Source organism: Micromonospora sp. GCM10011542 (assembly GCF_042650685.1).
Classification (GTDB): Bacteria; Actinomycetota; Actinomycetes; order Mycobacteriales; family Micromonosporaceae; genus Micromonospora.
This window is the reverse complement of sequence record NZ_JBHSBO010000028.1, coordinates 46,577-70,375: the sequence shown is the minus strand read 5'-3', so window position 1 is coordinate 70,375 and position 23,799 is coordinate 46,577. Positions and strand designations below refer to the sequence as shown.

At 73.0% G+C, this 23,799-nt stretch carries 19 protein-coding genes and 1 pseudogene; 14 read left to right on the top strand and 6 right to left on the bottom strand.

The window, feature by feature from the left end; translation table 11 throughout:
- Positions 1 to 125 precede the first annotated feature (125 nt).
- Together ybaK and ACFOW4_RS09510 are read right to left on the bottom strand one after the other, a co-directional pair.
- On the bottom strand, positions 126 to 605 hold the full coding sequence (ybaK, locus tag ACFOW4_RS09515; protein WP_377526357.1) for a Cys-tRNA(Pro) deacylase: 480 nt from the start codon (positions 603 to 605) through the stop codon (positions 126 to 128).
- A gap of 9 nt (positions 606 to 614) precedes the next feature.
- Entirely contained in the window at positions 615 to 1,832 is a 1,218-nt protein-coding gene (locus ACFOW4_RS09510; RefSeq protein WP_377526356.1) for a methyltransferase domain-containing protein, read from the bottom strand.
- A 314-nt stretch (positions 1,833 to 2,146) separates the two neighbouring features.
- On the opposite strand from ACFOW4_RS09510, the gene groES reads away from it, so the two are divergent.
- From groES to ACFOW4_RS09490, 4 genes are all read left to right on the top strand, one after another.
- On the top strand, positions 2,147 to 2,461 hold the full coding sequence (gene groES, locus ACFOW4_RS09505; protein ID WP_018222648.1) for a co-chaperone GroES: 315 nt from the start codon (positions 2,147 to 2,149) through the stop codon (positions 2,459 to 2,461).
- A 70-nt stretch (positions 2,462 to 2,531) separates the two neighbouring features.
- A complete protein-coding gene (groL, locus tag ACFOW4_RS09500; protein ID WP_377526354.1) occupies positions 2,532 to 4,172 on the top strand; it encodes a chaperonin GroEL in 1,641 nt (546 codons plus the stop codon).
- A gap of 130 nt (positions 4,173 to 4,302) precedes the next feature.
- Positions 4,303 to 6,000, top strand: a complete 1,698-nt coding sequence (locus ACFOW4_RS09495) for a molybdopterin-dependent oxidoreductase (RefSeq protein ID WP_377526353.1) — start codon at positions 4,303 to 4,305, stop codon at positions 5,998 to 6,000.
- Positions 6,001 to 6,061: 61 nt separating this feature from the next.
- Positions 6,062 to 7,225: a low temperature requirement protein A gene (locus tag ACFOW4_RS09490; RefSeq protein ID WP_377526351.1), complete on the top strand. Its 1,164-nt coding sequence runs from the start codon at positions 6,062 to 6,064 to the stop codon at positions 7,223 to 7,225.
- Positions 7,226 to 7,350: 125 nt separating this feature from the next.
- On the opposite strand, the gene ACFOW4_RS09485 is transcribed toward ACFOW4_RS09490, so the two are convergent.
- The gene (locus ACFOW4_RS09485) at positions 7,351 to 7,734 is read right to left on the bottom strand and encodes a WhiB family transcriptional regulator (protein WP_377526350.1); all 384 of its coding nucleotides are present in this window, start codon (positions 7,732 to 7,734) and stop codon (positions 7,351 to 7,353) included.
- A gap of 252 nt (positions 7,735 to 7,986) precedes the next feature.
- On the opposite strand from ACFOW4_RS09485, the gene ACFOW4_RS09480 reads away from it, so the two are divergent.
- Positions 7,987 to 8,802 (top strand): response regulator transcription factor, encoded by an 816-nt coding sequence (locus ACFOW4_RS09480; protein ID WP_377526348.1) that lies wholly within the window; start codon positions 7,987 to 7,989, stop codon positions 8,800 to 8,802.
- Between the two features lie 148 nt (positions 8,803 to 8,950).
- Here ACFOW4_RS09480 and ACFOW4_RS09475 read toward each other — a convergent pair whose 3' ends face one another.
- Positions 8,951 to 9,373: a DUF5319 domain-containing protein gene (locus ACFOW4_RS09475; protein ID WP_377526347.1), complete on the bottom strand. Its 423-nt coding sequence runs from the start codon at positions 9,371 to 9,373 to the stop codon at positions 8,951 to 8,953.
- 185 nt (positions 9,374 to 9,558) lie between these two features.
- On the opposite strand from ACFOW4_RS09475, the gene guaB reads away from it, so the two are divergent.
- From guaB to ACFOW4_RS09455, 4 genes are all read left to right on the top strand, one after another.
- Positions 9,559 to 11,121: an IMP dehydrogenase gene (gene guaB / locus ACFOW4_RS09470; RefSeq protein WP_377526345.1), complete on the top strand. Its 1,563-nt coding sequence runs from the start codon at positions 9,559 to 9,561 to the stop codon at positions 11,119 to 11,121.
- Between the two features lie 27 nt (positions 11,122 to 11,148).
- Positions 11,149 to 12,267, top strand: coding sequence for a GuaB3 family IMP dehydrogenase-related protein (locus tag ACFOW4_RS09465; protein WP_377526344.1), 1,119 nt, complete (start codon positions 11,149 to 11,151; stop codon positions 12,265 to 12,267).
- Positions 12,268 to 12,336: 69 nt separating this feature from the next.
- Positions 12,337 to 13,764 (top strand): M1 family metallopeptidase, encoded by a 1,428-nt coding sequence (locus ACFOW4_RS09460; protein ID WP_377526341.1) that lies wholly within the window; start codon positions 12,337 to 12,339, stop codon positions 13,762 to 13,764.
- 108 nt (positions 13,765 to 13,872) lie between these two features.
- On the top strand, positions 13,873 to 15,330 hold the full coding sequence (locus tag ACFOW4_RS09455) for a M1 family metallopeptidase (RefSeq protein WP_377526563.1): 1,458 nt from the start codon (positions 13,873 to 13,875) through the stop codon (positions 15,328 to 15,330).
- A 59-nt stretch (positions 15,331 to 15,389) separates the two neighbouring features.
- Here ACFOW4_RS09455 and ACFOW4_RS09450 read toward each other — a convergent pair whose 3' ends face one another.
- Positions 15,390 to 16,514 (bottom strand): LCP family protein, encoded by a 1,125-nt coding sequence (locus tag ACFOW4_RS09450; RefSeq protein ID WP_377526340.1) that lies wholly within the window; start codon positions 16,512 to 16,514, stop codon positions 15,390 to 15,392.
- A gap of 145 nt (positions 16,515 to 16,659) precedes the next feature.
- On the opposite strand from ACFOW4_RS09450, the gene ACFOW4_RS09445 reads away from it, so the two are divergent.
- Entirely contained in the window at positions 16,660 to 18,360 is a 1,701-nt protein-coding gene (locus tag ACFOW4_RS09445; protein WP_377526338.1) for an FAD-dependent oxidoreductase, read from the top strand.
- A gap of 39 nt (positions 18,361 to 18,399) precedes the next feature.
- On the top strand, positions 18,400 to 19,956 hold the full coding sequence (guaA, locus tag ACFOW4_RS09440) for a glutamine-hydrolyzing GMP synthase (RefSeq protein WP_377526337.1): 1,557 nt from the start codon (positions 18,400 to 18,402) through the stop codon (positions 19,954 to 19,956).
- A gap of 103 nt (positions 19,957 to 20,059) precedes the next feature.
- Here guaA and ACFOW4_RS09435 read toward each other — a convergent pair.
- Positions 20,060 to 20,338: pseudogene (locus ACFOW4_RS09435) on the bottom strand (PspC domain-containing protein); the annotation flags it as partial.
- Positions 20,339 to 20,481: 143 nt separating this feature from the next.
- Between ACFOW4_RS09435 and ACFOW4_RS09430 the strand changes: the two are divergent.
- The 3 genes from ACFOW4_RS09430 to ACFOW4_RS09420 all read left to right on the top strand — a co-directional run bounded on the left by ACFOW4_RS09430 (position 20,482) and on the right by ACFOW4_RS09420 (position 23,783).
- A complete protein-coding gene (locus ACFOW4_RS09430) occupies positions 20,482 to 21,432 on the top strand; it encodes an NUDIX hydrolase (protein WP_377526335.1) in 951 nt (316 codons plus the stop codon).
- Positions 21,433 to 21,571: 139 nt separating this feature from the next.
- Positions 21,572 to 22,480, top strand: coding sequence for an NUDIX hydrolase (locus tag ACFOW4_RS09425; RefSeq protein ID WP_377526561.1), 909 nt, complete (start codon positions 21,572 to 21,574; stop codon positions 22,478 to 22,480).
- Positions 22,481 to 22,823: 343 nt separating this feature from the next.
- A complete protein-coding gene (locus ACFOW4_RS09420) occupies positions 22,824 to 23,783 on the top strand; it encodes a CDP-alcohol phosphatidyltransferase family protein (RefSeq protein WP_377526334.1) in 960 nt (319 codons plus the stop codon).
- Positions 23,784 to 23,799 lie beyond the last annotated feature (16 nt).

Here is a 23,799-nt window from a genome sequence, read left to right as displayed (position 1 = left end):
TGCCCGGCAACGTAAGGTGCTGCCGCCGCGTCCACAAGACCGCTGGGGCAGCGAAGTCGCCGGCCGCGGTAACAGTTCGGCAACGTGGCCGTCACTCGATGATCACCTGGGCGGATACCGCTCTCTCAGCGGGTCTGCAGCGGGGCCGTCCGGGCCTCGGTCAGCGCCACCAGGTCCGCCGGAGCGAGTTGCAGTTGCAGGCCGCGCCGACCGGCGGAGACGTAGATCGTCGGTAGGTCCAGCGCGGAGGCGTCCAGCACGGTCGGCAGTCGTCGGCGCTGCCCGAGTGGGCTGATCCCGCCCCGGACGTAGCCGGTGGCCCGCTCGGCCACCGCCCGGCCGGCCAGCGCCGCCCGCTTGCCACCCACCGCGGCGGCGAGCGCCTTGAGGTCCAACTCCCCGGTGACCGGAACGACCGCCACGGTGAGCGCGCCATCCACCTCGGTCACCAGCGACTTGAACACACGGTCCGGCGGCACACCCAGCGCCACCGCCACCAGTGCCCCGTAGTTCGGTGCGTCCGGTGCCACCTCGTACGGGTGCGTGCTGTGCGCGACACCGCGCCTGACCAGCAGTGCCGTCGCCGGAGTGCCCTGTCCCGCCACGCTGACAACCTAGACCAGTGGCTGGCAGACGAGCACGGTCGGTGCGCCGGCCACCCGGGTCAGCACGAGGCTCGCCGCCGCGTCGCCGGCCAGCCGCAGATCCCGCCGGAGCTGCTCCGGGGTGAGCGCCGAGCCCCGCTTGAGGATCTCCACCCGGCCCACCCGGCGCTCCCGCAACAGCGCCCGCAGCCGCTTGAGCGAGAACGGCAGCACGTCGGTGACCTCCAGGCAGCGCGCGTACGGGGTGCGTGCCGGGTGGTCGGCGTAGAGGTAGGCGATGCTGGCGTCGGCCAGAGTGGCGTCCAGCTCGCCGGCCAGTTCGGCGACCAGGTGTGACCGGACCACCGCCGGATCGGGGTCGTAGAGGTAGCGCCGGACCGGTCCCACCGCGGCCTCGACCGCGCCCGTGCCGGTCAGCTCGTAAGAAGGGGACCCTTCTCTACCGGAGGCGTTAACAAGGGGCCCTTCCTTCAGCACGGTGGCGCGGCGGGGCACCTCGGCCAGCTCGCCGCACCAGAGGGCGGCCTCGACCAGGTCGCCGTCCACCCCGACCCACTCGGCCTCCGCGCCGGCCGGGATGAGCGCGTGGTCCAGCCCGGGTGCCACCTTCACCACCGTGCGCGGCACCCGCTCGGCGAGCCCGGTGACGAAGTCCCACGGCGGCGAGTAGGCACGCGGGTCGAAGATCCGGCGCCCGGTGCCGGCCTGGCGTCGCGCCGGATCACAGAAGACCCCGTCCACCCGGGAGACGTCGAACGCGGTGGCGTCGCCACACTCGACCGTGAACAACTCGGCCAGCCCGGCGGCTGCGGCGTTGGCGGCGGCCATCGCGGCGGTCACCGGGTCGGCCTCCACCCCGTACACCCGGATGCCGGCGCGGGCGGCGGCGAGCGCGTCCGCGCCGAGGCCGCACCCGAGGTCGGCGAGGCTGCGTACCCCGGCGTCGCGCAGCCGCGCGGCGCGGCGCTCGGCGACCACCCGGCGGGTGGCCTGCTCCAGCCCGGCCCGGGTGAAGAACATGCCGGTGGCGGCCGGGCCGAACTTGCCGACCGCCCGGCGGCGCAGCTCGGCCTGGGTGAGCGCCGCCGCGGCCAGCCCCGCCGGCACCCCGGCCGCGCGCAGCGCCGACGCCGCGGTCAGCGGGTCGCCGCCGGGCAGCTCGGCCGCCGCCGCGAGCGCGGCCGACCCCTCGGGGGTACGCAGCGCCGCAAGCTGGTCGAGATCCACCCGGTCATTGTCCCGGCCCCGTCGGGCTGGCCGGACGGCGGTGTCAGGGGCTGCCGGCGTGTCGCGGTGACGACTGGCGGAACTGTGGCGACACGACGGGTGGCGCGTTGGCACTCTCCTTGACGGAGTGCTAGCCACGGAATAACCTGCGATTAGCACTCTCACCTCGAGGGTGCCAGCTTCCGGGTCATCCGACCCGGGTGCGCACGCCAGGCGGACCGGCACCCGCGACGACGGCCCCGCCCGGTGGCATGTGGCAGATTGACGCTGGTCGGCCCCGCCGACCAGCAACGAAACCAGTACCCCAGGAGGGTATGCCCGTGACTACCGCGACCAAGGTTGCGATCAAGCCGCTCGAGGACCGCATCGTGGTCCAGGCGAACGAGGCCGAGACCACCACCGCCTCGGGCATCGTGATCCCCGACACCGCCAAGGAGAAGCCGCAGGAGGGCACCGTCCTCGCTGTCGGCCCGGGCCGGATCGACGACAAGGGCAACCGCGTGCCGATCGACGTCAAGGTCGGCGACACCGTCCTCTACTCGAAGTACGGCGGCACCGAGGTCAAGTACGCCGGCGAGGAGTACCTGGTGCTCTCCGCCCGCGACGTCCTCGCGGTCATCGAGAAGTAAGCAACCGATCAGTGTCGCTGCCCCGGTCCGGCTCGCCGGGCCGGGGCGGCGGCGCTTCGAAGGGATACAGATGGCGAAGATCCTGAGCTTCTCGGACGACGCCCGGCACCTGCTGGAGCACGGTGTCAACGCCCTCGCGGACGCGGTCAAGGTCACCCTCGGCCCGCGCGGGCGCAACGTCGTCCTGGACAAGAAATTCGGTGCGCCGACGATCACCAACGATGGTGTGACCATCGCCAAGGAGATCGAGCTCACCAACCCCTACGAGAACCTCGGCGCGCAGCTGGTCAAGGAGGTGGCGACCAAGACCAACGACGTCGCCGGCGACGGGACCACCACCGCGACCGTGCTGGCCCAGGCGATGGTCCGCGAGGGCCTGCGCAACGTGACCGCCGGGACCAACCCGGCCGGCCTCAAGCGCGGCATCGACGCGGCGGCCGCCAAGGTCTCCGAGGCCCTGCTGGAGCGGGCCGCGGAGGTCGCCGGCAAGGAGTCGATCGCGAACGTGGCGACGATCTCCGCGCAGGACGCCACCATCGGCGACCTGATCGCCGAGGCGATGGAGCGGGTCGGCCGCGACGGTGTCATCACCGTCGAGGAGGGCTCGATGCTCACCACCGAGCTGGACGTGACCGAGGGTCTCCAGTTCGACAAGGGCTTCATCTCCCCGAACTTCGTCACCGACCTGGAGAACCAGGAGTCCGTCCTGGAGGACGCGTACGTCCTGGTCACCACCCAGAAGATCTCGGCGATCGAGGAGCTGCTGCCGCTGCTGGAGAAGGTCCTGCAGAACAGCAAGCCGCTGCTGATCATCGCCGAGGACGTGGACGGCCAGGCGCTGTCCACCCTGGTGGTCAACTCGATCCGCAAGACCCTCAAGGTCTGCGCGGTCAAGGCCCCCGGCTTCGGTGACCGCCGCAAGGCGATGCTCCAGGACATCGCGATCTCCACCGGCGCCGAGCTGGTCGCCCCGGAGCTGGGCTACAAGCTCGACCAGGTCGGCCTGGAGGTGCTCGGCTCCGCCCGGCGCGTCGTGGTCGACAAGGAGAACACCACGATCGTCGACGGTGGCGGCCAGGCCTCCGACGTCGCCGACCGGGTGGCCCAGATCCGCAAGGAGATCGAGGCCTCGGACTCCGACTGGGACCGCGAGAAGCTCGCCGAGCGTCTGGCGAAGCTCTCCGGCGGCATCGCCGTGATCAAGGTGGGTGCGGCGACCGAGGTCGAGATGAAGGAGCGCAAGCACCGCATCGAGGACGCCATCGCGGCGACCAAGGCCGCGGTCGAGGAGGGCACCGTGCCCGGCGGCGGCGCCGCCCTGGTGCAGGTCTCCTCGGTGCTCGACGACGACCTCGGCTTCACCGGTGACGAGAAGGTCGGCGTCTCGGTCGTGCGCAAGGCGCTCGTCGAGCCGCTGCGCTGGATCGCGCAGAACGCCGGCCACGACGGCTACGTCGTGGTGCAGAAGGTCGCCGGCAAGGAGTGGGGCAACGGTCTCGACGCCGCCACCGGCGAGTACGTCGACCTGGTCAAGGCCGGCATCATCGACCCGGTGAAGGTGACCCGCAACGCGGTCACCAACGCCGCCTCGATCGCCGGGCTGCTGCTCACCACCGAGAGCCTCGTGGTGGAGAAGCCGGAGCAGGCCGAGCCGGCCGCCGCCGGTGGGCACGGCCACGGCCACGGCCACCAGCACGGCCCGGGCTTCTGATCCGGTAGCGCCACGTCCGGGGCACACCGCCGTACGGCGGTGTGCCCCGGACCCTTCGGGGTGAGCCGGGATCATTACCGGACGCTGACGTGGTTGGCGACCGGGCGAGATGATCGCGCACACTGGGCCGATGAGCACCCCGTCGCGGCCGTACGCCGCGCTGGCCGGAGTCACCGCAGCCGCTGTCGCGATCGGCACCGCCGAACCGGTGGCGGTGCTGACCGGTCCCCGCTCCGCGCCGCTGGTCGCGGTCGGCGGGGTGGTCGTCGACGCCGTTCCCGAGTCGCTGAAGCAACTCGCCATCGACGTCTTCGGCACCGCCGACAAGATCGCCCTGCTGGTCGGGACGGCGCTGCTGCTCGGCGCGTTCGCCGCGTTGATCGGGGTGCTGGCGGTGCGCCGCCTGGCGATCGGCCTGGCCGGCATCGCCCTGTTCGCCGCGGTCGGCGTGGCCGCCGCACTGACCCGCGCCGGCGCGGACGCCGCGGACGCGCTGCCGTCGCTGGTCGGCGGCGGTTTCGGCGCGGTGGTGCTGTGGGCGTTCACCGTCGGCCCGCTGGAGCTGGCCCCGTGGCCGTGGAGCTCGCCGCTCCCGCCGTCCGCCCTGCACGAGGAGGCGTCTGGTCCGGGTCGAGCTGCCCCGGATACGGGGCGCCCCATATCCGGGGCAGCTCCACAGGAAGCTGAGGACCCCTCCCGGCCCAGCCATCCGACTGCCGGACCGGTAGCGGCACCTGAGACGGCGGTGGACGGCACCGACCCGGAGTCCCGGCGGCGGTTCCTCACCGGTGCCGGTGCGCTGCTCGGCACGGCCACGGTGGCCGGCCTCGGTGGGCGCTGGCTCGCCGGTCGTCGCGGCGTCTCCGCCGCCCGGGAGGCGATCCGGCTGCCGGCGCCGGTGGCCCCCGCGCCCGCCGTGCCGGCCGGGGCGGACCTGTCGCTGACCCAGGTCGCCCCCTACGTCACCTCCAACTTCGGGTTCTACCGGATCGACACCGCGCTGGTGGTGCCGCAGGTGGACCCGGACACCTGGCGCCTGCGCATCCACGGCCGGGTCGGCACCGAGCGCACCTACAGCTACGCCGACCTGCTGGCCCGGCCGCTGGTCGAGCGGTACGTGACACTGGCCTGCGTCTCCAACGAGGTGGGCGGTGACCTGATCGGCAACGCCCGTTGGCTCGGCGTACCGATCCGGGAACTGCTGGACGAGGTCGAGCCGGAGGCGGACGCGGACCAGGTGGTCGGCCGCTCGGTCGACGGCTGGACCTGCGGCACCCCCACCGCCGCGCTGCGCGACGGGCGGGACGCGCTGCTGGCGGTCGGCATGAACGGCGAGCCGCTGCCGGTCGAGCACGGCTTCCCGGTCCGGATGGTGGTGCCCGGCCTGTACGGCTACGTGTCGGCGTGCAAGTGGATCACCGAGCTGGAGCTGACCCGGTTCAGCGACTTCGACGCGTACTGGGTGCCGCGAGGCTGGTCGGCGCAGGGGCCGATCAAGACCCAGTCCCGGATCGACGCGCCCCGGCCGCGCAACCGGCTGACCGGCGGCCCGGTGACCGTGGCGGGGGTGGCCTGGGCGCAGCACCGGGGGATCCGGCGGGTCGAGGTCCGCGTCGACGAGGGCCCCTGGCAGGAGGCGACGCTGGCACCGGCGGTGTCGGTGGACACCTGGGTGCAGTGGTCGTGGCGCTGGAACGCCACCCCGGGCGAGCACAAGCTCCAGGTGCGGGCCACCGACGCCACCGGCGAGATTCAGATCGAACGCCGGCAGGCGGTCGCCCCGGACGGCGCCACCGGCTGGCACACCGTCACCGTCACCGTCCGCTGACCGCGGTCGCGATGCTGGCCAACCGGGTCGAACCAGGCCCGATCCTCGCTAACCTCAGCCGGTGGACGCACGGCGGGGAGGCAGGCGCTCCCTGATCCATGGCTACGGTGCGGCACGGCGCGCCAGCTGGCTGGAGCTCTTCTTCGACCTGGTGTTCGTGGTCGCGGTGTTCCGGCTCGGCCAGCGGCTGGTGGCCGACCCGTCGGCGCACGGCGTGCTGGTCTTCGCCGGTCTGATCAGCGCGATCTGGTGGCTGTGGTTCAGCTTCTCCTACTTCGCCGACCTCTTCGACGACGACCGCCCACCGAGCCGCCTGGTGCAGCTGACCGCGATGCTGGGGGTGCTGGCGCTGTCAGCCACCCTGCCGGGCGGGACCGCTGCCGACGCGGACCGTTTCGCGGTGACCTACGGGCTGCTGCTGACGCTGCTCACCGCGATGTACGCCGTCGTGGGCTGGCTCGACGTCGAGGCACGGGAATTCTGCTGGTGGAACGCCGCCGGCTTCCTGCTCGCCGCCGTGCTCTGGTTCGGCTCGCTCCCGGCGCCGACGCCGGTCCGGTACGCGGTCTGGGGCTTCGCACTCGTGCTCAACGCTACGATCGCCGGACCACTGGCGTACGCACTGGCGCGTGCGGCGCCGACGCAGACGTCGCACATGCCCGAACGGTTCGGCCTGTTCACGATCGTCGTGCTCGGGGAGGCCGTCCTGGCCGTCGCGAACGGGATCGACGCCACGGGCTGGCGAGGTGTCTCAGTGGCGATCGGGATCGGCGGCTTCATCATCGCCAGCGGGGTGTGGTGGGTCTACTTCATCGCCACGTTCGACAGCGAGGCGGGCAACCGGGTGCTGCGGTCGGGGCGGCGAGCGGTGGTCCGGAGCTACCTCTACGTCTACGGCCACCTGCTGGTGTCCGCGGCGATCGTGACCGCCGGTGTGGCCGTGGAACTGGCGGCGGAGGCGGCGGATCGGCACGGAACCGGACACGAGGTGGCCGGGCGGCTGCTGGGTGGCAGTCAGCTGGCGATGATGGCGGGCTGCGTCATCATCTACCGGGGGATCAACCTGTCAGTCAGCCGCCCGGTCGCGCTGGCCCAGGCCGGGTTGGGACTCGTGGCGTTGGTGGTCGCGCTGGCGGAACTGCCGCCGCTGGTCGCGGTGTCGCTCAGCGCGGCGGCCTGGGTGGTGCTGGCGGTCGTCGAACAGCTGCGGCCGCGGGCCGGCTGAGGCGCCGTGGCGCGGGCCGCGAGGTCGTGCCGGGCAACCCGCACGTCCCCCGGGGTACGCGTCGACGCCGCGCCCCGGGGACGGGGCGCGGCGTCGGGTGTCGGGTGTCGCGGAGGCGGGTCCGGTCAGGCGACGTTGCGTTGGGCCGGGACGGTGGACTTGTGCGGCCGGCCCAGGCGGGCCTCCAGCCGGGCCACGTCCACGCGGCTCTGCCGGCGGTCGGCCAGGTCCTCCCAGCCGACGGCGAGCAGGCGCAGCCGCTCCGACTCGCTGAACCCGCCCCAGACGCCGTACGGCTCGCGGACCGACAGCGCGTGCGCGGCGCACTCGGCGCGGACCGGGCAGGCGCGGCACACGGCCTTGGCGGCGGACTCCCGGCGTAGCCGGGACGATCCGCGCTCGCCGTCGGGGTGGAAGAACTGGGCACTGTCCCGGCCCCGGCAGGCGCCGAGCCGCTGCCAGTCCCAAAGATCGACGATGGGTCCGGGCAGTCTACGTACGTTCGACATCAGCACCCCTCCTCCCGCGCGGCACCGCGAGATACTCATGGCCGGCTTCCGGGCGGCGGGCCGCGTTGGCGCACCGTTCCCGGCCTGGACATCCCGGTACCCGGGCTTTCCCCGACTCACACGTCTGTGATCGAAAACGTCTGGCAAGTTGCGGCTTTTGCCCTAAGTGTCGTAAAAGTTCGGAGGATTGCCGGGAACCTCCTCCCCAGCCGACCCCGTCATGGTCTGCTCGTTGGCGGAGAGGAGAACACAGTGCGTACCGTTCTCGTGTGCGTTCGGACACCACTCGCGGCGCAGCACCTGACTTCCGCGGCCGCGCGGCTGGGACTGTCCGCCATCGTCCGAACCGCCGTCTCCGATCCCGAGGTGATGCTCCGGCTCGCCGAGCGGCCCGCCGACGTGGTGCTCGCCGACACGGCCCTCACCCGGCCGGACAGCGCGGGCTTCGTCCGACGGGTGCTGGCCCGCGCACCGCAGGCCGCCGTGCTGCTGCTCGGCGCCGAGGAGTCCGAGGCCGCGGCGGCGACCATCAGCGCCGGTGCCCGCGGCCTGATCCAGAACGCCGACCACGACCTGACCAGCGCGGTGGCCAAGGCGTTGCTGCTGCTCACCGCCCCCGGCCGGGCCTCCCGCCAGCGGATCACCGACCCGGCCCGGGACACCGCGGCGGTCGGCGGTCCGGCCCGCTCCGCCCCGCCCGGGCGCAGCTCCGCCGAGACCGGTTGGGCCGCCGGGACCACCGACGGGCCGGCCGGGGTGGCGTCGGTGCCGGTGCAGCGCGGCGACGATGAGGCCGAGCCGGCCACCGGTGAGCCGCCCGCCGGGGCGGCGGAGACCGCGCGGCCCGGACCGACCCGACCCAGCCGGGCCTCGATCGGGCTCACCGAGCGGGAACTCCAGGTCCTGCTCGGCATGGCCGAGGGCAAGAGCAATGCCGAGATCGGCCGCGAACTGTTCGTCTCGGAGGACACCGTCAAGACCCACGCCCGCCGCCTCTTCCGCAAGCTCGGCGCCCGGGACCGGGCCCACGCGGTCGCCGCCGGCTTCCGTGCCGGCCTGGTCGCCTGACCTCGCACCCCGCGGGACCGTCAAGATCCCGCTCGGACACGGAAGTGGTGGCCTCCCGCCGGCGGGAGGCCACCACTTCCGTGTTGCGGCGCGGTCCTGCGCGGGCGACCGGCCGCGATCAGCGCGGCGCCCGGCACGGGGGAGGGGGTCAGTCGTCCGAGGAGGTCGTGCCGTCCGGTTCGTCCTCGGTGCCCTCGGTCAGGGTGTCGTGTACGCCGTCGGCGTAGCCGCGCGCGTAGTCCCAGGTGACGTAGTGGTCCGGGTCGGGGTCGTACGCCGGCTCGTGCACCCGTGGCCGGCCCGAGCTGAGCAGGTGCCGCAGGTTGCCCCGGAGCAGGTCCCAGTCGAAGTAGTGCGGCTCGCGGCAGTCCTCGCATTCGATGACCAGCCCGCGCACGCCGATCGGCGCCAGCAGTGCCTGGTAGATCTCCAGGTCGGCGAGGTCCTCCAGCACGTCCTGGCGCTCGACGTCGGTCAGCGGATCCGGCGTCGCGTCGTCGCCCGGATCGTCCAGCCCTGCTGCCGGATCGGCCGGGTCGCCGTTGAACGGGTCGATGGGCTCGTCGTGCACCCCCTCACCGTAGACCCAACGCGGCGGGGGCGTCCGCCCCCGGCCCACGCGCCGGGCCGTGCGCCACAGCGGGGGCCGCCCAGCTCACTGGGTACGATGGGGCGACGCGCCGGCACCAGGGCGCGTTCCGGTGCCCGCGCGCGCCACCTCGCTCAAGCCGGTTCGAGCAGCTCAGGAGAGCAATCGTGGAAAATTCGCCCAGCACCGATCGTCCGACCGGCGCCGACCACGGCGAGCTGGGAGGTCACCTGCCCGAGCTGCCGGCCGGTTCGGCGCGGGTGGTGCCGCTGGGGCTCACCTTCGACGACGTGCTGCTCCAGCCGGGCGAGTCGGACGTGGTGCCAAGCCGGGTCAACACCCGCACCCGGCTCACCCGCAACGTCGAGCTGACCGTGCCGCTGCTCTCCAGCGCCATGGACACGGTCACCGAGGCGCGGATGGCGATCGCGATGGCCCGCCAGGGCGGCATCGGCGTGCTGCACCGCAACCTCTCCCTGGAGGACCAGGCGCTCCAGGTCGACCTGGTCAAGCGCTCCGAGTCCGGCATGATCACCAACCCGGTGACGGCCAGCCCCGACGACACCCTGCGCGAGGTCGACGAGCTGTGCGGCCGGTACCGGATCTCCGGCGTGCCGGTGGTCGACGGTGACGGCCAGCTGGTCGGCATCGTCACCAACCGCGACATGCGCTTCGTCTCCGAGCCGGGCACCCCAGTACGCGAGATCATGACGCACGCCCCGCTGATCACCGCCCGGGTCGGGGTGAGCAAGGACGAGGCCCTGGAGCTGCTGCGCCGGCACAAGGTCGAGAAGCTGCCGATCGTCGACGACGCGGGCCGGCTGCGCGGGCTGATCACCGTCAAGGACTTCACCAAGAGCGAGCAGTACCCGAACGCCACCAAGGACGAGGCCGGTCGACTGCGCGTCGCCGCCGCCGTGGGTGTCGGCGAGGACGCCTACAAGCGGGCCCGCGCCCTGGTCGACGCCGGGGTGGACGTGCTCATCGTGGACACCGCGCACGGCCACCAGCGGGCCGTGCTGGACATGGTCCGCCAGCTCAAGTCCGACGTCGCCATCGACATCGTGGGCGGCAACGTGGCCACGTACGCCGGTGCGAAGGCGCTGGTCGAGGCCGGTGCCGACGGCATCAAGGTCGGCGTGGGGCCGGGCGCGATCTGCACCACCCGGATCGTCGCCGGGGTCGGCGTGCCGCAGATCACCGCGATCATGGAGGCCGCCCGCGCCGCCCGCCCGGCCGGCGTGCCGGTGATCGGCGACGGCGGCATCCAATACTCCGGCGACATCGCGAAGGCGCTGGTCGCCGGTGCCGACACGGTGATGCTGGGCAGCCTCCTGGCCGGTTGCGAAGAGAGCCCCGGCGAGCTGATCTTCATCAACGGCAAGCAGTACAAGGCGTACCGCGGGATGGGCTCGCTCGGCGCGATGCAGTCCCGGGGCCAGGCCAAGTCCTACTCCAAGGACCGCTACTTCCAGCAGGACGTGCTCGCCGAGGACAAGCTGGTCCCCGAGGGCGTCGAGGGCCAGGTGCCCTACCGGGGCCCGCTGTCCGCGGTCGCCCACCAGCTCATCGGCGGGCTGCGCGCCGCGATGGGGTACGTCGGCGCGGAGAGCATCCCCGAGCTGCACCGGCGTGGCCAGCTGATCCGGATCACCGCGGCCGGGCTCAAGGAGAGCCACCCGCACGACATCCAGATGACGGTCGAGGCGCCCAACTACCACTCCCGCTGATCATCCCCCAACAACCTGGAGTCCCCCATGCGTGACGTGGTCGAGATCGGGCTGGGCAAGACCGCGCAGCGCGGCTACCACCTGGACGACATCGCCATCGTGCCGAGCCGCCGGACCCGGGACGTCGACGACGTCTCCACCGCCTGGCAGCTCGACGCGTACCCGTTTGGCATCCCGTGCGTCGGCCACCCCTCCGACGCCACGATGAGTCCGTCCTCGGCGGTGCGGCTGGGCCAGCTCGGCGGCCTCGGCGTGCTCAACGTCGAGGGGCTGTGGACCCGCTACGAGAACCCGACCAAGGTGCTGGAGGAGCTGGCCGGCCTCGACGAGGACGCCCGCGCCACCAAGCGGCTCCAGGAGGTGTACGCGGAGCCGATCCGTCCCGACCTGATCGCCGAGCGGGTCCGTGAGCTGCGCGCCGGCGGCGGCACGGTGGCGGTGCGGGTGTCCCCGCAGCACACCCTGGCCCTCGCGCCGGTGATCCTGGACGCCGGGGTGGACATCCTGGTCATCCAGGGCACCATCGTCTCCGCCGAGCACGTGTCGACCACCGACGAGCCGCTGAACCTCAAGGAGTTCATCGCCGACCTCGACCTGCCGGTCATCGTCGGCGGCTGCACCGACTACAAGACGGCGCTGCACCTGATGCGTACCGGTGCGGCCGGCGTGATCGTCGGCATCGGCGGTGACGAGTGGTCGACCACCGAGTCGGTGCTGGGCATCCGGGTGCCGATGGCCACCGCGATCGCCGACGCCGCCGCGGCCCGCCGGGACTACCTCGACGAGACCGGCGGCCGGTACGTGCACCTGATCGCCGACGGCGACATCCAGACGTCCGGCGACATCGCCAAGGCCCTCGGCTGCGGCGCGGACGCGGTGATGCTCGGCGAGCCGCTGTCGCTGTGCGCCGAGGCCCCGGCCGGCGGTGCGTGGTGGCACTCGGCGGCCAGCCACCCGTCGCTGCCCCGGGGCGCGTTCGAGCTGGCCGGCGAGCCGATCGGTTCGATGGAGCAGTTGCTCTTCGGTCCGGCCGACGAGCCCGACGGTCAGCTCAACCTCTTCGGCGGCCTGCGGCGGGCGATGGCCAAGTGCGGCTACCGCGACCTCAAGGAGTTCCAGAAGGTCGGTCTGGTCCTGGACCGCTGACCCTCCGTCGGGTCCGGCAGAGCGCCGTAACCCGCCCCACCGCACCGGTCGCGCCGTTAGGCTCGGCCGGTGCGGCGTATCCCCCGACGGTGGCGACCGGCGCTCGCCGTCGCGGTGACGGCGGCGGTCGCGCTCTCCGGCTGCACCCCGCACCGCGACAAGCGCGTCGACGCCGACCGCGACAAGTTTCGTCCGGGCAGCGTGGACGTGGCCGACCCGTACACGCCGGGACACGGCAACGGCGGGTACGACGTCTCGAACTACCGGCTGGACGTGCGCTACGACCCGGCGACCGACCGGCTGACCGGCCGGGCCACCATCACGGCGACGGCGACCGAGAACCTGTCCCGGTTCAATCTGGACCTGGTCGGCCTGGACGTCGCGGGGGTCACCGTGGCCGGCGCTCGTGCCGGGCACCGCCGCGACGACGGCGAGCTGGTGGTCACCCCGCGCGACGGGCTGCCGCGCGGGCGGGCGTTCGCGGTGGAGGTGGAGTACGCCGGGGTGCCGACTGCGGCCACCGACTCCTCGTTGGGCAGCGGCGGCTTCCTGCACACCGCCGACGGCGCGGTGGCGCTCGGCCAGCCCGACTCGGCGGCCACCTGGTTCCCGGTCAACGACCACCCGTCCGACAAGGCCAGCTACGACGTCGCGGTGACGGTGCCGGACGGGCTGGCCGCGTTGAGCAACGGGGTGCCCGGGCCGAAGAGCAGCGCCGACGGCTGGACCACCTGGCGCTGGTCGGAGCGGGCGCCGATGGCCAGCTACCTGACCACGCTGGTGATCGGCGACTACCGGGTACGCACCGGCAGCCACGCCGGCCGGCCGATCGTCACCGCGGTGGCGGCCAGCCTGCCGGAGAACGGGCCGGCGGCGGCCTCGCTGGCCCGCACCGGTGCGGTCGTCGACTTCCTGGCCAGCCGCTTCGGCCCGTACCCGTTCGACTCCTACGGCGGGATCGCGGTCGCCGACGACCGGATCGGCTACGCGCTGGAGACCCAGTCCCGCCCGGTGTACGGGCCGGGGTTCTTCGCCGGTGGCCGGCCGAACGTCGAGGTCGTCGCCCACGAGCTGGCGCACCAGTGGTTCGGCGACAGCGTGTCGGTCGGCCGGTGGAGCGACATCTGGCTCAACGAGGGCTTCGCCACCTACGCGGAGTGGCTGTGGGAGGAGCACGACGGCGGCCGGACCGCGCAGCGCATCTTCGAAGTCCAGTACGCGGCCACCGACTGGTCGCAGCCGTCGGTCGACCCGGGTCGGGAGCGGATGTTCGGCACCGCCGTCTACAAGCGCGGCGCGCTGGCCGTGCACGCGCTGCGCCGGACCGTCGGTGACGACACGTTCTTCCGCATCGTGCGGACCTGGACCGCCGAGCGGGCCGGGGGTAACGCCACCACCGGCGACCTCGTGGCGCTGGCCGAGCGGGTCGCCGGCCGGCAGTTGCGCCCGCTCTTCGACGCCTGGCTGGTCGGTGGCGCGGCGCCCGCCCTGCCGTGACGAGCCCGTGATCATCGGTCGCTAGGCTGCCGCCTGCGATCGGCCGGGCCGTGCCGGTCGCGCGGGGCGGCGCGGGCCACCCCGGCACCGTACGGGGGAGGGCACGTGATGCGGGTGACGCGGCGCAGGATGCGGGTGGGCGTCGGTCTGCTGGTGACCGCAGCGCTCGGACTGACCGGGTGCGACTCGGCCGCGCCGGAGGCGGCGGCGCCGTCGCCGAGTGCGTCCCCGACTCCGTCGCGGAACTTCACCGCCGGCGCGAAGGGTGTCGGCGACGCCTACTTCCCCAGCTACGGCAACGGTGGTTACGACGTCGGCCGGTACACCGTCAAGGTGCGCTACGACCCGGCGAAGGACACGCTCAGCGGCACGACCACCGTACGGGCCACCGCGACGGCCGACCTGTCGACGTTCAACCTGGACCTGGCCGGGCTGACCGTCACGTCGGTCACCGTGGACGGTGCCCCGGCCACCCACACCCGGGACGCCAACGAGCTGGTGGTCAAGCCGGCGGCCGGCCTGATCTCGGGAAACGGGTTCGTCGCCGAGATCGCCTACGAGGGCAAGCCGAAGCCGCTGAAGAACGAGGTGCTCGGCGACGGTGGGTTCCTGCACACCGCCGACGGCGCCATCGCGCTCGGCCAGCCGGAGTCGGCGAGCACCTGGTTCCCGGTCAACGACCACCCGTCGGACAAGGCCGCGTACGACTTCGAGATCACCGTCCCGGACGGGCTCACGGCGGTCAGCAACGGCGTGCCGGGCGGCAAGGCCAGCAAGGACGGCTGGACCACCTGGACCTGGTCGGAGAAGTCCCCGATGGCCAGCTACCTGAGCACCCTGGTGATCGGCAAGTTCCGCATCACCACCGCCGTGCACAGGGGAAAGCCGGTCTACAGTGCGGTCGCCATCGCGGCCAAGGGTGCCGCGGACTCGTCGATCGCCGAGACCACCAAGGTCGCCGACTATCTGGAGACCGTGTTCGGGCCGTACCCGTTCGACGCGTACGGCGGCGTGGTGGTCTCCGACGACCGGATCCGGTACGCGCTGGAGACCCAGAGCCGCCCGGTCTACTCGGACAGCTTCTTCCGACAGGGCGAGAACACCGAGGTGGTGGCGCACGAACTGGCCCACCAGTGGTTCGGCGACAGCGTGACGCTGGCCAAGTGGGAGGACATCTGGCTCAACGAGGGCTTCGCCACGTACGCGGAGTGGCTCTGGGCCGAGCGCACCAGGAAGTACACCGCCGAGCAGGCGTTCGACGTCCGCTACGCCCGGGTGCCCGCGCAGGTGTGGAAGACGCCGCCGGGCAAGCCGGGGGTGAAGAACCTGTTCAGCGAGTCGGTCTACCAACGTGGCGGGATGACGCTGCACGCGCTGCGGGTCGCCGTCGGCGACAAGGCGTTCTTCGAGATCGTCAGGACCTGGGCGGCGGAGAAGCGCAACGCCACCGCCACCACCGCCGAGTTCGTGGCCCTCGCCGAGCGGATCTCCGGCAAGAAGCTCGACGCCCTCTTCGACGCCTGGCTCTACGGCACGAAGAAGCCCCCGACGCCCAAGCGCCTCTGACCTGTCACCCGCGCGACCGGCACCCCCGCGCGGCGGTGCCGGTCGTGAGGTGAGAGGTCTCAGGTCTTGATGCGCAGGGTGGGGTGCGCGTTCAGGTAGGCCTCGGCGCGGCCGGCACGCAGCTCGGTGATGAAGTCCCGGCCGACGTCGGTGAGCTGTTCGCCGCGGTAGGCGCTGCCCTTGCCGACACCCGAGCCGGGCAGCCCCACCAGCACGAACCGGTCCTCCGGCAGCCCGCCCAGGGCGTACGCCAGGTCGACGATCTTCCGTCCGCCCACGTAGAGCAGGGTGTCGCCCAGCGCGGCGACCACCTGGTCGACGCGTTCGGGCTGCCGGGCCAGCCCCTCGTCGAGGATCTTGCGGGTGAGCGCACGGACGAGCTGCTGCTGGTGGCGCTGCCGGGCGTAGTCGCCGCCGGCGATGTAGCGCTGCCGCGCGTAGTCCAGTGCCTGCCAGCCGTTGAGGTGCCGGTCGCCCTTCTCGTACACCTGCTGCGGCCCGGTGTACCCGCCCGGCACGCTCTGCCGGTACTTCCCGTCGGGCCGGCGGTGCAGGGACGCCACCCGCTGGTCGACGTAGATGTCCACCCCGCCGAGGGCGTTCACCAGCCGGTCGAACCCGGTGAAGGTGAGCACCGCGCCGGCGTCGATGCGCAGCCCGGTGTAGCCGCTGACCGTGCTGCGTAGCAGCTCGTACCCCTGGGCCGTGCTCGGCTGCTTGGGTTTGCCCGGGACCCGGCTGCCGTAGCTCATCGCGTGGGTGAGCTTGGTCCGACCGCCGCGGTAGCCGGCCTTGGGGAAGGCCGGGATGTCCACCAGCAGGTCGCGGGGGAGTGAGAAGAGGTACGCCCGCCCCAGACCCTGCGGCACGTGCAGGACCAGTACGGCGTCGCCGTGCGGCTCCCAGCCGGGCACGCTGACCCGGGTGTCCACCCCGACCAGCAGCAGGTTCAGCGGGCCGGTGATGTCCGCGCCCGGTGGCGGCCCGGTCGGACTCGGGCTGGGCGTCGTGCCCGGGGCCGCGCTGGTCGCGCTGGCGGCCGGTGACCCGCCGCGCTCGGGCTGGCGGTCGGCGACCAGCCGGGTGACCACCACCGCGCCCGCCGCGACCAGCGCGACGACGGCGAGGGCGACCAGCCCCAGCAGCAGCCACCGGCGACGCGGCGCCGTCGACCCGAGAACCATGTCGAACCTCTCTCCCCCGTAACCGAATCAACGCTCCGACAGGTGCTCCGGGTTGCGGCCGCGACGCGCCGGGTCGGTCGGCCGCTGCATGATCGCGCGAAAACGGGCCCTGGCGCGAGCGCTACCGACCGGTAATGATGCGTCCATGCGGTACGACGTGGTCGTCATCGGGTCCGGCTTCGGCGGCAGCGTCACCGCGCTGCGGCTGGCCGAGAAGGGCTACACCGTCGGGGTGCTGGAGGCCGGCCGCCGGTTCGCCGACGACGAGTTCCCGCAGACGTCCTGGCGGGCGCGGCGGTTCCTGTGGGCGCCGAAGCTCGGCTGCTACGGCCTCCAGCGGCTCACCCTGCTCCGTCCGGCCGACCGGCGGGCCGGCGGCGGCGGCGTGCTGGTGCTCTCCGGCGCCGGGGTGGGCGGCGGGTCGCTGGTCTACGCGAACACGCTCTACGAGCCGCTGCCGGCGTTCTACGTCGACCCGCAGTGGCGCGACATCACCGACTGGCGCGACGAGCTGGCCCGCCACTACGACCAGGCGAAGCGGATGCTCGGCGTCACCACGTACCCGGTGGACACCGGCGCGGACCGGGCGATGCGGGCGGTGGCCGAGCGGATGGGGGTCGGGCACACCTTCCATGCCACGCCCGTCGGTGTGCACATCGGCCGCCCCGGCCAGCGGGTCGCCGATCCGTACTTCGGCGGTGCCGGCCCGGAGCGCACCGGCTGCCTGCACTGCGGCTCGTGCATGACCGGCTGCCGGCACGGTGCGAAGAACACGCTGGTCAAGAACTACCTGTGGCTGGCCGAGCGGCTGGGCGCCACGGTGCACCCGCTGACCACGGTCACCGGCGTCCGGCCGGCCGCCGGTGGCGGGTACGAGGTGCACACCGAGCGCACCGGCGCCTGGCTGCGCAAGCGGCGCGCGGTGATCCACGCCGACCAGGTGGTCTTTGCGGCCGGTGCGCTGGGCACCCAGCGGCTGATGCACGAGATGCGGGCCAGCGGCGCCCTGCCCGGGCTCTCGCCGCGCCTGGGCGAGCTGACGAGGACCAATTCGGAGGCCATTCTCGGCGCCTCGGTGCCCCGCCAGCGGGCCCGGTCCGAGCGGCTGGACTTCACCGAGGGCGTGGCCATCACCAGCTCCTTCCACCCCGATCCGCAGACCCACGTCGAGCCGGTCCGCTACGGGCGTGGCTCGAACCTGATGGGCCTGCTCCAGTCGCTGCTGGTCGACGGCGGCCCGCATCGGCTCCGGCGCTGGCTGGGCAGCATCGTCCGGCAGCCCGGCCTGGCCGCCCGGATGCTCTCGGTGCGCGGCTGGTCGGAGCGGACGGTGATCGCCCTGGTCATGCAGTCGGCGGACAACTCGCTGACCACCCGCTGGCGGCGCGGCCCGCTCGGCCGCCGGCTGGTCAGCGGCCCGGGGCACGGCGCACCGAACCCGACCTGGATCCCGGCCGGCAACACCGCGGCACGGATGCTCGCCGAGGAGATCGGCGGTACGCCGGGCGGCTCGCTCACCGAGCCGTTCAACATCCCGATGACGGCGCACATCCTGGGCGGGGCGGTGATCGGCGCCTCCCCGGCCGACGGGGTGATCGATCCCTATCACCGGGTGTACGGGCATCCCGGGCTGCACGTGGTGGACGGGGCAGCCGTCTCGGCGAACCTCGGGGTGAACCCGTCGCTGACCATCACCGCCCAGGCCGAACGCGCCATGTCCCTGTGGCCCAACCGGGGCGAGGAGGACCCACGGCCGCCCCTCGGGGAGCCGTACCGGCGGGTGGAGCCGGTCCCGCCCCGCAACCCCGCCGTGCCCCCGACCGCCCCCGCCGCCCTGCGCCCCTGACGGCCGGGGCGGCCGTGACTGTCGGTAGGCTTTGCCCACATGAGCCTGCCTCGCCCCGTCCTCGTGGTCGACTTCGGAGCCCAGTACGCCCAGCTCATCGCCCGCCGGGTGCGGGAGGCGAACGTCTACTCGGAGATCGTGCCGCACTCGATGCCGGTCGCCGAGATGCTGGCGAAGAACCCGGCCGCGATCATCCTCTCCGGCGGCCCGTCGAGCGTCTACGCGCCCGGCGCGCCGCAGATCGACGCGGGCATGTTCACGGCCGGCGTGCCGGTCTTCGGCATCTGCTACGGCTTCCAGGCGATGGCCCAGGCGCTCGGCGGCACGGTGGCCCGCACCGGCAACCGCGAGTACGGCGGCACCCCGCTGCGCCCCCGTCTCACCGAGCCCGGCGTGCTGCTCCGCGACCTGCCGGCCGACCTGCCGGTCTGGATGAGCCACGGCGACTGCGTGACCGAGGCGCCGGAGGGCTTCACGGTGACCGCCGAGTCCGCGGGCGCGCCGGTGGCCGCCTTCGAGGACGTGGCCGGCCGCCGCGCCGGGGTGCAGTTCCACCCCGAGGTGGGGCACACCGCGCACGGGCAGGAGATGCTGACCCGCTTCCTGTACGACATCGCCGGCATCGAGCCCACCTGGACGTCGGAGAACATCATCGACGAGCAGGTGGCCCGGATCCGCGCGCAGGTCGGCGACAAGGAGGTCATCTGCGGCCTCAGCGGCGGCGTGGACTCCGCAGTCGCCGCGGCGCTGGTGCACAGGGCGGTCGGTGACCAGCTCACCTGCGTCTTCGTCGACCACGGCCTGTTGCGTGCCGGCGAGGCCGAGCAGGTGGAGAAGGACTACGTGGCGGCCACCGGCATCAAGCTCAAGGTGGTCGACGCGGCGGACCGGTTCCTCGGCGCGCTGGCCGGGGTGACCGACCCGGAGCAGAAGCGCAAGATCATTGGTCGGGAGTTCATCCGGGTCTTCGAGGCCGCCGCCCGGGAGATCGCCGCGCATGGCGACGTCGAGTTCCTGGTCCAGGGCACCCTCTACCCGGACGTGGTCGAGTCCGGCGGCGGCACCGGCACGGCCAACATCAAGAGCCACCACAACGTCGGCGGCCTGCCGGAGGACCTGAAGTTCGCCCTGGTCGAGCCGCTGCGCACGCTGTTCAAGGACGAGGTCCGCGCGCTCGGTCTCCAGCTCGGTCTGCCCGAGGCGATGGTCTGGCGGCACCCCTTCCCCGGCCCCGGCCTGGCCATCCGGATCATCGGCGCCGTCGACGAGGAGCGGCTGGACGTGCTGCGCCGGGCCGACCTGATCGCCCGGGAGGAGTTGACCGCCGCCGGCCTGGACCGTGGCGTCTGGCAGTTCCCGGTGGTGCTCCTGGCCGACGTGCGCAGCGTCGGCGTGCAGGGTGACGGGCGCAGCTACGGGCATCCCGTCGTGCTGCGCCCGGTCTCCAGCGAGGACGCGATGACCGCCGACTGGTCGCGGCTGCCCTACGAGGTGGTGGCCCGGATCTCCACCCGGATCACCAACGAGGTGGCCGAGGTGAACCGGGTGGTGCTGGACGTGACCAGCAAGCCGCCGGGCACCATCGAGTGGGAGTGAGTCCGGCTCAGCTGGCCGGCGGCACCGTACCGGGCGCCGCCGGGCCGGCCGGCGGACAGGTCGCCGTCGGGGCGTACCCCGGCTGCCCGACGCCGGGCACGGGCCCGGCGCTGGGCGGCGGCCCCTGCGGCGCGACCCCCGCCGGGTGCGGCCAGGCGGGCGCGCCGGTGGGCTCCTCGGGCATCAGGAACCACATGATCGGGTACGCGAACAGCGCGAGCCCGCCGGTGAGCAGGCCGGTGACCGCGAAGATCACCCGGACCAGGGTGGGGTCAACGTCGAAGTAGCGGCCGACGCCGCTGGCGACCCCGGCCACCATGCGGTCGGTGGTCGGTCGCCGGAGCTGCTTGTACGGGGCGCGGGGAGCGGTGGTGGTTGTCATGCCTCCACGGTCCGCGCCGGTGACCGGCCCGACCTCGGTGACCGCCCGGATCCTTACCCTGACCGATCCCTGACCGGGGTTGGAGAGTCAGGAATCCGACTCTTTTCCGTTCCGGTAACCCGGCCCGGGGAGAATTTCCTCCCGTGACCACGTTGCTGGAGCCGCTCCGCAAGATCGCGGCATACGCAGTCTGTGCTGATTCAGTCGGCCGAGTGTTGCTGGTCCGCGCATCCGAGCGCTCCGGCACCCCCGGCACCTGGTCGCTGCCCGGCGGGGCGGTCGACCACGGCGAGGACCCCAACCACACGGTCGTGCGGGAGACCGCCGCCGAGACCGGCCTCTCGGTCGCCGTGTCGGGCCTGGCAGACGTGCTCGCGGACATGCGGGCGCTGCCGGAGCGTGGCATCACGATCCACACCGACCGGCTGATCTACCGGGTGGCGGTGCGCGGCGGCACGCTGACCGACCGGGTCGGCGAGCGCCCCACCGACCTGGCCCGCTGGTACACCCTCGACGAGGCGCGCAGGCTGCCGCTGCGCTCGTTCACCGCCCGTGCCCTCGGGCTGCCCGCCTCCTCGGCCGACGTGGTGCCCGACGAGGCCCCCGACTTCCCCTCCTTCTACGCGGTGCCCGGCCCGGACGGGTTGCACCGGGCCCAGCGTTTCGCCGCGTACGCGGTGGTCACCGACCCGAACGGCCGGGTGCTGCTCACCCGGATCTCCGACGGCTATCCGGGCGCGGGGTGCTGGCACCTGCCCGGCGGCGGCACCGACTACGGCGAGCAGCCCGGCGCCGCGCTCATCCGGGAGCTGGTCGAGGAGACCGGGCAGACCGGCCGCCTCGTCGAGCTGCTCGGGGTGGCGAGCCACCGCGACGCCGCCTCGCTCGGCCCCGAGGGCTACCCGATCGACTGGCACGGGGTACGCGCCTTCTACCGCGTGGTGGTCGACCAGCCCGCTCCGCCCATCGTGGCCGACGTCGGCGGCTCCACCTGCGAGGCCCGCTGGTTCTCCCGCGAGGAACTCGACGCCCTCCCCGCCCACCGCCTCACCGAGGTGACCGCCGAAGCGGTCCAGGCGGCCCAACTGGCCTGACCCCGCTCGTCGCGCCGAGGCGGAGCGAGGTCCGATCACACGCTCCCCGCTGATCGCGTCGATCATGAAGTTATTGTCGGGACATGCCGGCATGGACGGCGATGACTTCATGATCGACGGGTGCGGGCGGGGAGTGGGCATGGAGTTGCGGCGGCGCGTGGCGGTGCACGGGGTCCTGCGGGGGGACGCTGGGCGGGTTCTGCTCGTGCGGGAGGCGGGCGGGGTCGCCGGGCTGCCTGAGCTGTGGGGGTTGCCCGGGGGTGAGGTGGCGCACGCCGAGCATCCGGAGCACGCGGTGGTGCGGCAGGTCGCCGCGCGGACCGGGCTGACCGTGGCGGTGGCCGGGCTGCGGGCGGCCGTCGCCGACGTGGTGCCGTTCCCCGAGTACGACGTGTCGCTGCACACCGATCGGCTGCTCTTCGACCTGACGGCCCTCGGCGGGATCCCGCTCGACACCGGCCCGACCGAGTCGGGAGTCCGCTGGGTCACCCTGGACGAGGCGGCGCGGTTGGCGCTGCTGCCGTTCACCGCGGAGCTGCTCGGCCTGCCGGTCACCCCGCTGCCCGAGGGCGTGCTGCGCCGGACCGAGCCGTTTCCACTCCCACACCCGGACCGTCGGCTGCGCTTCGGGGCGTACGGGCTGGTCACCGATCCGGCCGGCCGGATCCTGCTCACCCTGATCGCGGACGGCTACCCGGGAGCCGGCAGGTGGCACCTGCCCGGTGGCGGCACCGACCACGGCGAGCAGCCGACGACCGGGCTGCTCCGCGAACTGGTCGAGGAGGCCGGCCAGCTCGGTCGGGTGGTGGAGCTGCTGGGCGTGGACAACCTGCACAACCCGGCCGCGCTCGGCCCGGAGGGGCGACCCCTGGACTGGCACGGGGTTCGGGTGATCTACCGGGTGCTGGTGGACGTACCCACCGATGCCGTGGTCACCGAACTGGCCGGGGGCTCGACGTCCCGGGCCGGCTGGTTCACCCCGGCCCAGGTTGCCGACCTGCCGTTGACCGGGATCGCTGCCATCGCAATCGGACGGCTGGGCCGATAGCCCCCGCTCGGTGAGCCGGGCTGGGCCACCTCCGGTACAGTCGATGGAGGGAATGGTGGAGGAAACGGGCGATGAGGCCCGGGATGGGAATAAGAAAGCGGTTCGCGCGGTTTAGCCAGTTATAAGTACCGCCGGCAGCTATCGCCAAGGCCCGTTCCCCTATGCGATGGTGTACTCCGCAAAACGGCTGCCGGGTCCCGCAAGGTCCGGCACGAGACAGCCGGACATCCGCCCCAGGGCGGCCAGCCGATCCGGTGATGGAGGAAACGTGCCGAGAGCCCCATGGCGCCGGCGTCGTACGACTGACAGTCCGCGCCCCGCAGGGCGTCGCTGGGCGGGCCGGTTGCGCCGCAGCAGCACGTTCGCCCGCCAGGTGCTACTGGTCCGGGTGGGTCGTCGTGACGACGATCTGCGCTCCACCGACGTGGCGCTGCCCGAGCACCGCTACGCCGATCGGCAGCGTCGACGCTACGGCCTCGACCGGTTCGGCCGGTCCCGGCTCGACACCGGCCGGTCGCCGATCGAGGTGGGCCGGGCGGAGATCGAGGCGATCATGCCGGTCAGCCCCGCGCTGCCGCCGGTGCTGGACGCCGACGAGGCCGCTTCGGGGTCGATCCCGCTGCTCCCCGGTGAGCGCACCGCCGCCCGCCGGATGAAGTTCGCCCTGGTCAACGCCTGCACCCTGGCCAGCCTGATGCTCGGCATGCTCGCCATCTTCCTGGCCATGCAGAACGACGTACGCACCGCCGCGCTCTGCCTGATCGCCTGCGTCGGCTTCGACGGCCTCGACGGCGCGCTGGCCCGGCGCCTCGGGGTGGCCAGCCCGTTCGGCGCGCAGATGGACTCGCTGGCCGACATGTGCTCCTTCGGCCTCGCCGCGCCGGTCGTGGTCTACGCGTCGCTGGCCGGTTCCGTCTCGACGGCCGCCGCGGCGGTCGCCTGTGCCCTGGTGGCTGCCTGCGCGGCGATCCGGCTGGCCCGGTTCAACGTCTCGCCGAAGGACGGCCGGTTCTTCTGTGGCGTGCCCACCACCATGGCCGCCGCCGTGCTCGCGGTGACCGTCGCGATCGGCCTGCCGGTGCCCGGCACCGTGCAGGTCGCCGGGGTCGCGCTGCTCGCCTTCGCGATGGTCTCCAGCTTCCCGTACGCCAAGCTCGCCCGGCTGGTGAAGCTGCCGCCGTGGCTCTGGCTGGCTCCGGTGGTCGGCGCGCTTGTCGACATCCGGCTCACCTTCGCCCTGATCGTGATGGGTTACCTGGTCAGCGGGCCGGTGCTCTGGCTGCGGCAGCGGCGTACCGCCTGATCGACGCAACGAAAAG

Bases quoted from the DNA above. Each gene is read 5' to 3' on its own strand.
- groES (WP_018222648.1), top strand. From the start codon at position 2,147: ATGCCCGTGACTACCGCGACCAAGGTTGCGATCAAGCCGCTCGAGGAC.
- groL (WP_377526354.1), top strand. From the start codon at position 2,532: ATGGCGAAGATCCTGAGCTTCTCGGACGACGCCCGGCACCTGCTGGAG.
- ACFOW4_RS09495 (WP_377526353.1), top strand. From the start codon at position 4,303: ATGAGCACCCCGTCGCGGCCGTACGCCGCGCTGGCCGGAGTCACCGCA.
- ACFOW4_RS09485 (WP_377526350.1), bottom strand. From the start codon at position 7,734: ATGTCGAACGTACGTAGACTGCCCGGACCCATCGTCGATCTTTGGGAC.
- ACFOW4_RS09465 (WP_377526344.1), top strand. From the start codon at position 11,149: ATGCGTGACGTGGTCGAGATCGGGCTGGGCAAGACCGCGCAGCGCGGC.
- ACFOW4_RS09455 (WP_377526563.1), top strand. From the start codon at position 13,873: ATGCGGGTGACGCGGCGCAGGATGCGGGTGGGCGTCGGTCTGCTGGTG.
- ACFOW4_RS09450 (WP_377526340.1), bottom strand. From the start codon at position 16,514: ATGGTTCTCGGGTCGACGGCGCCGCGTCGCCGGTGGCTGCTGCTGGGG.
- ACFOW4_RS09445 (WP_377526338.1), top strand. From the start codon at position 16,660: ATGCGGTACGACGTGGTCGTCATCGGGTCCGGCTTCGGCGGCAGCGTC.
- guaA (WP_377526337.1), top strand. From the start codon at position 18,400: ATGAGCCTGCCTCGCCCCGTCCTCGTGGTCGACTTCGGAGCCCAGTAC.
- ACFOW4_RS09425 (WP_377526561.1), top strand. From the start codon at position 21,572: ATGGAGTTGCGGCGGCGCGTGGCGGTGCACGGGGTCCTGCGGGGGGAC.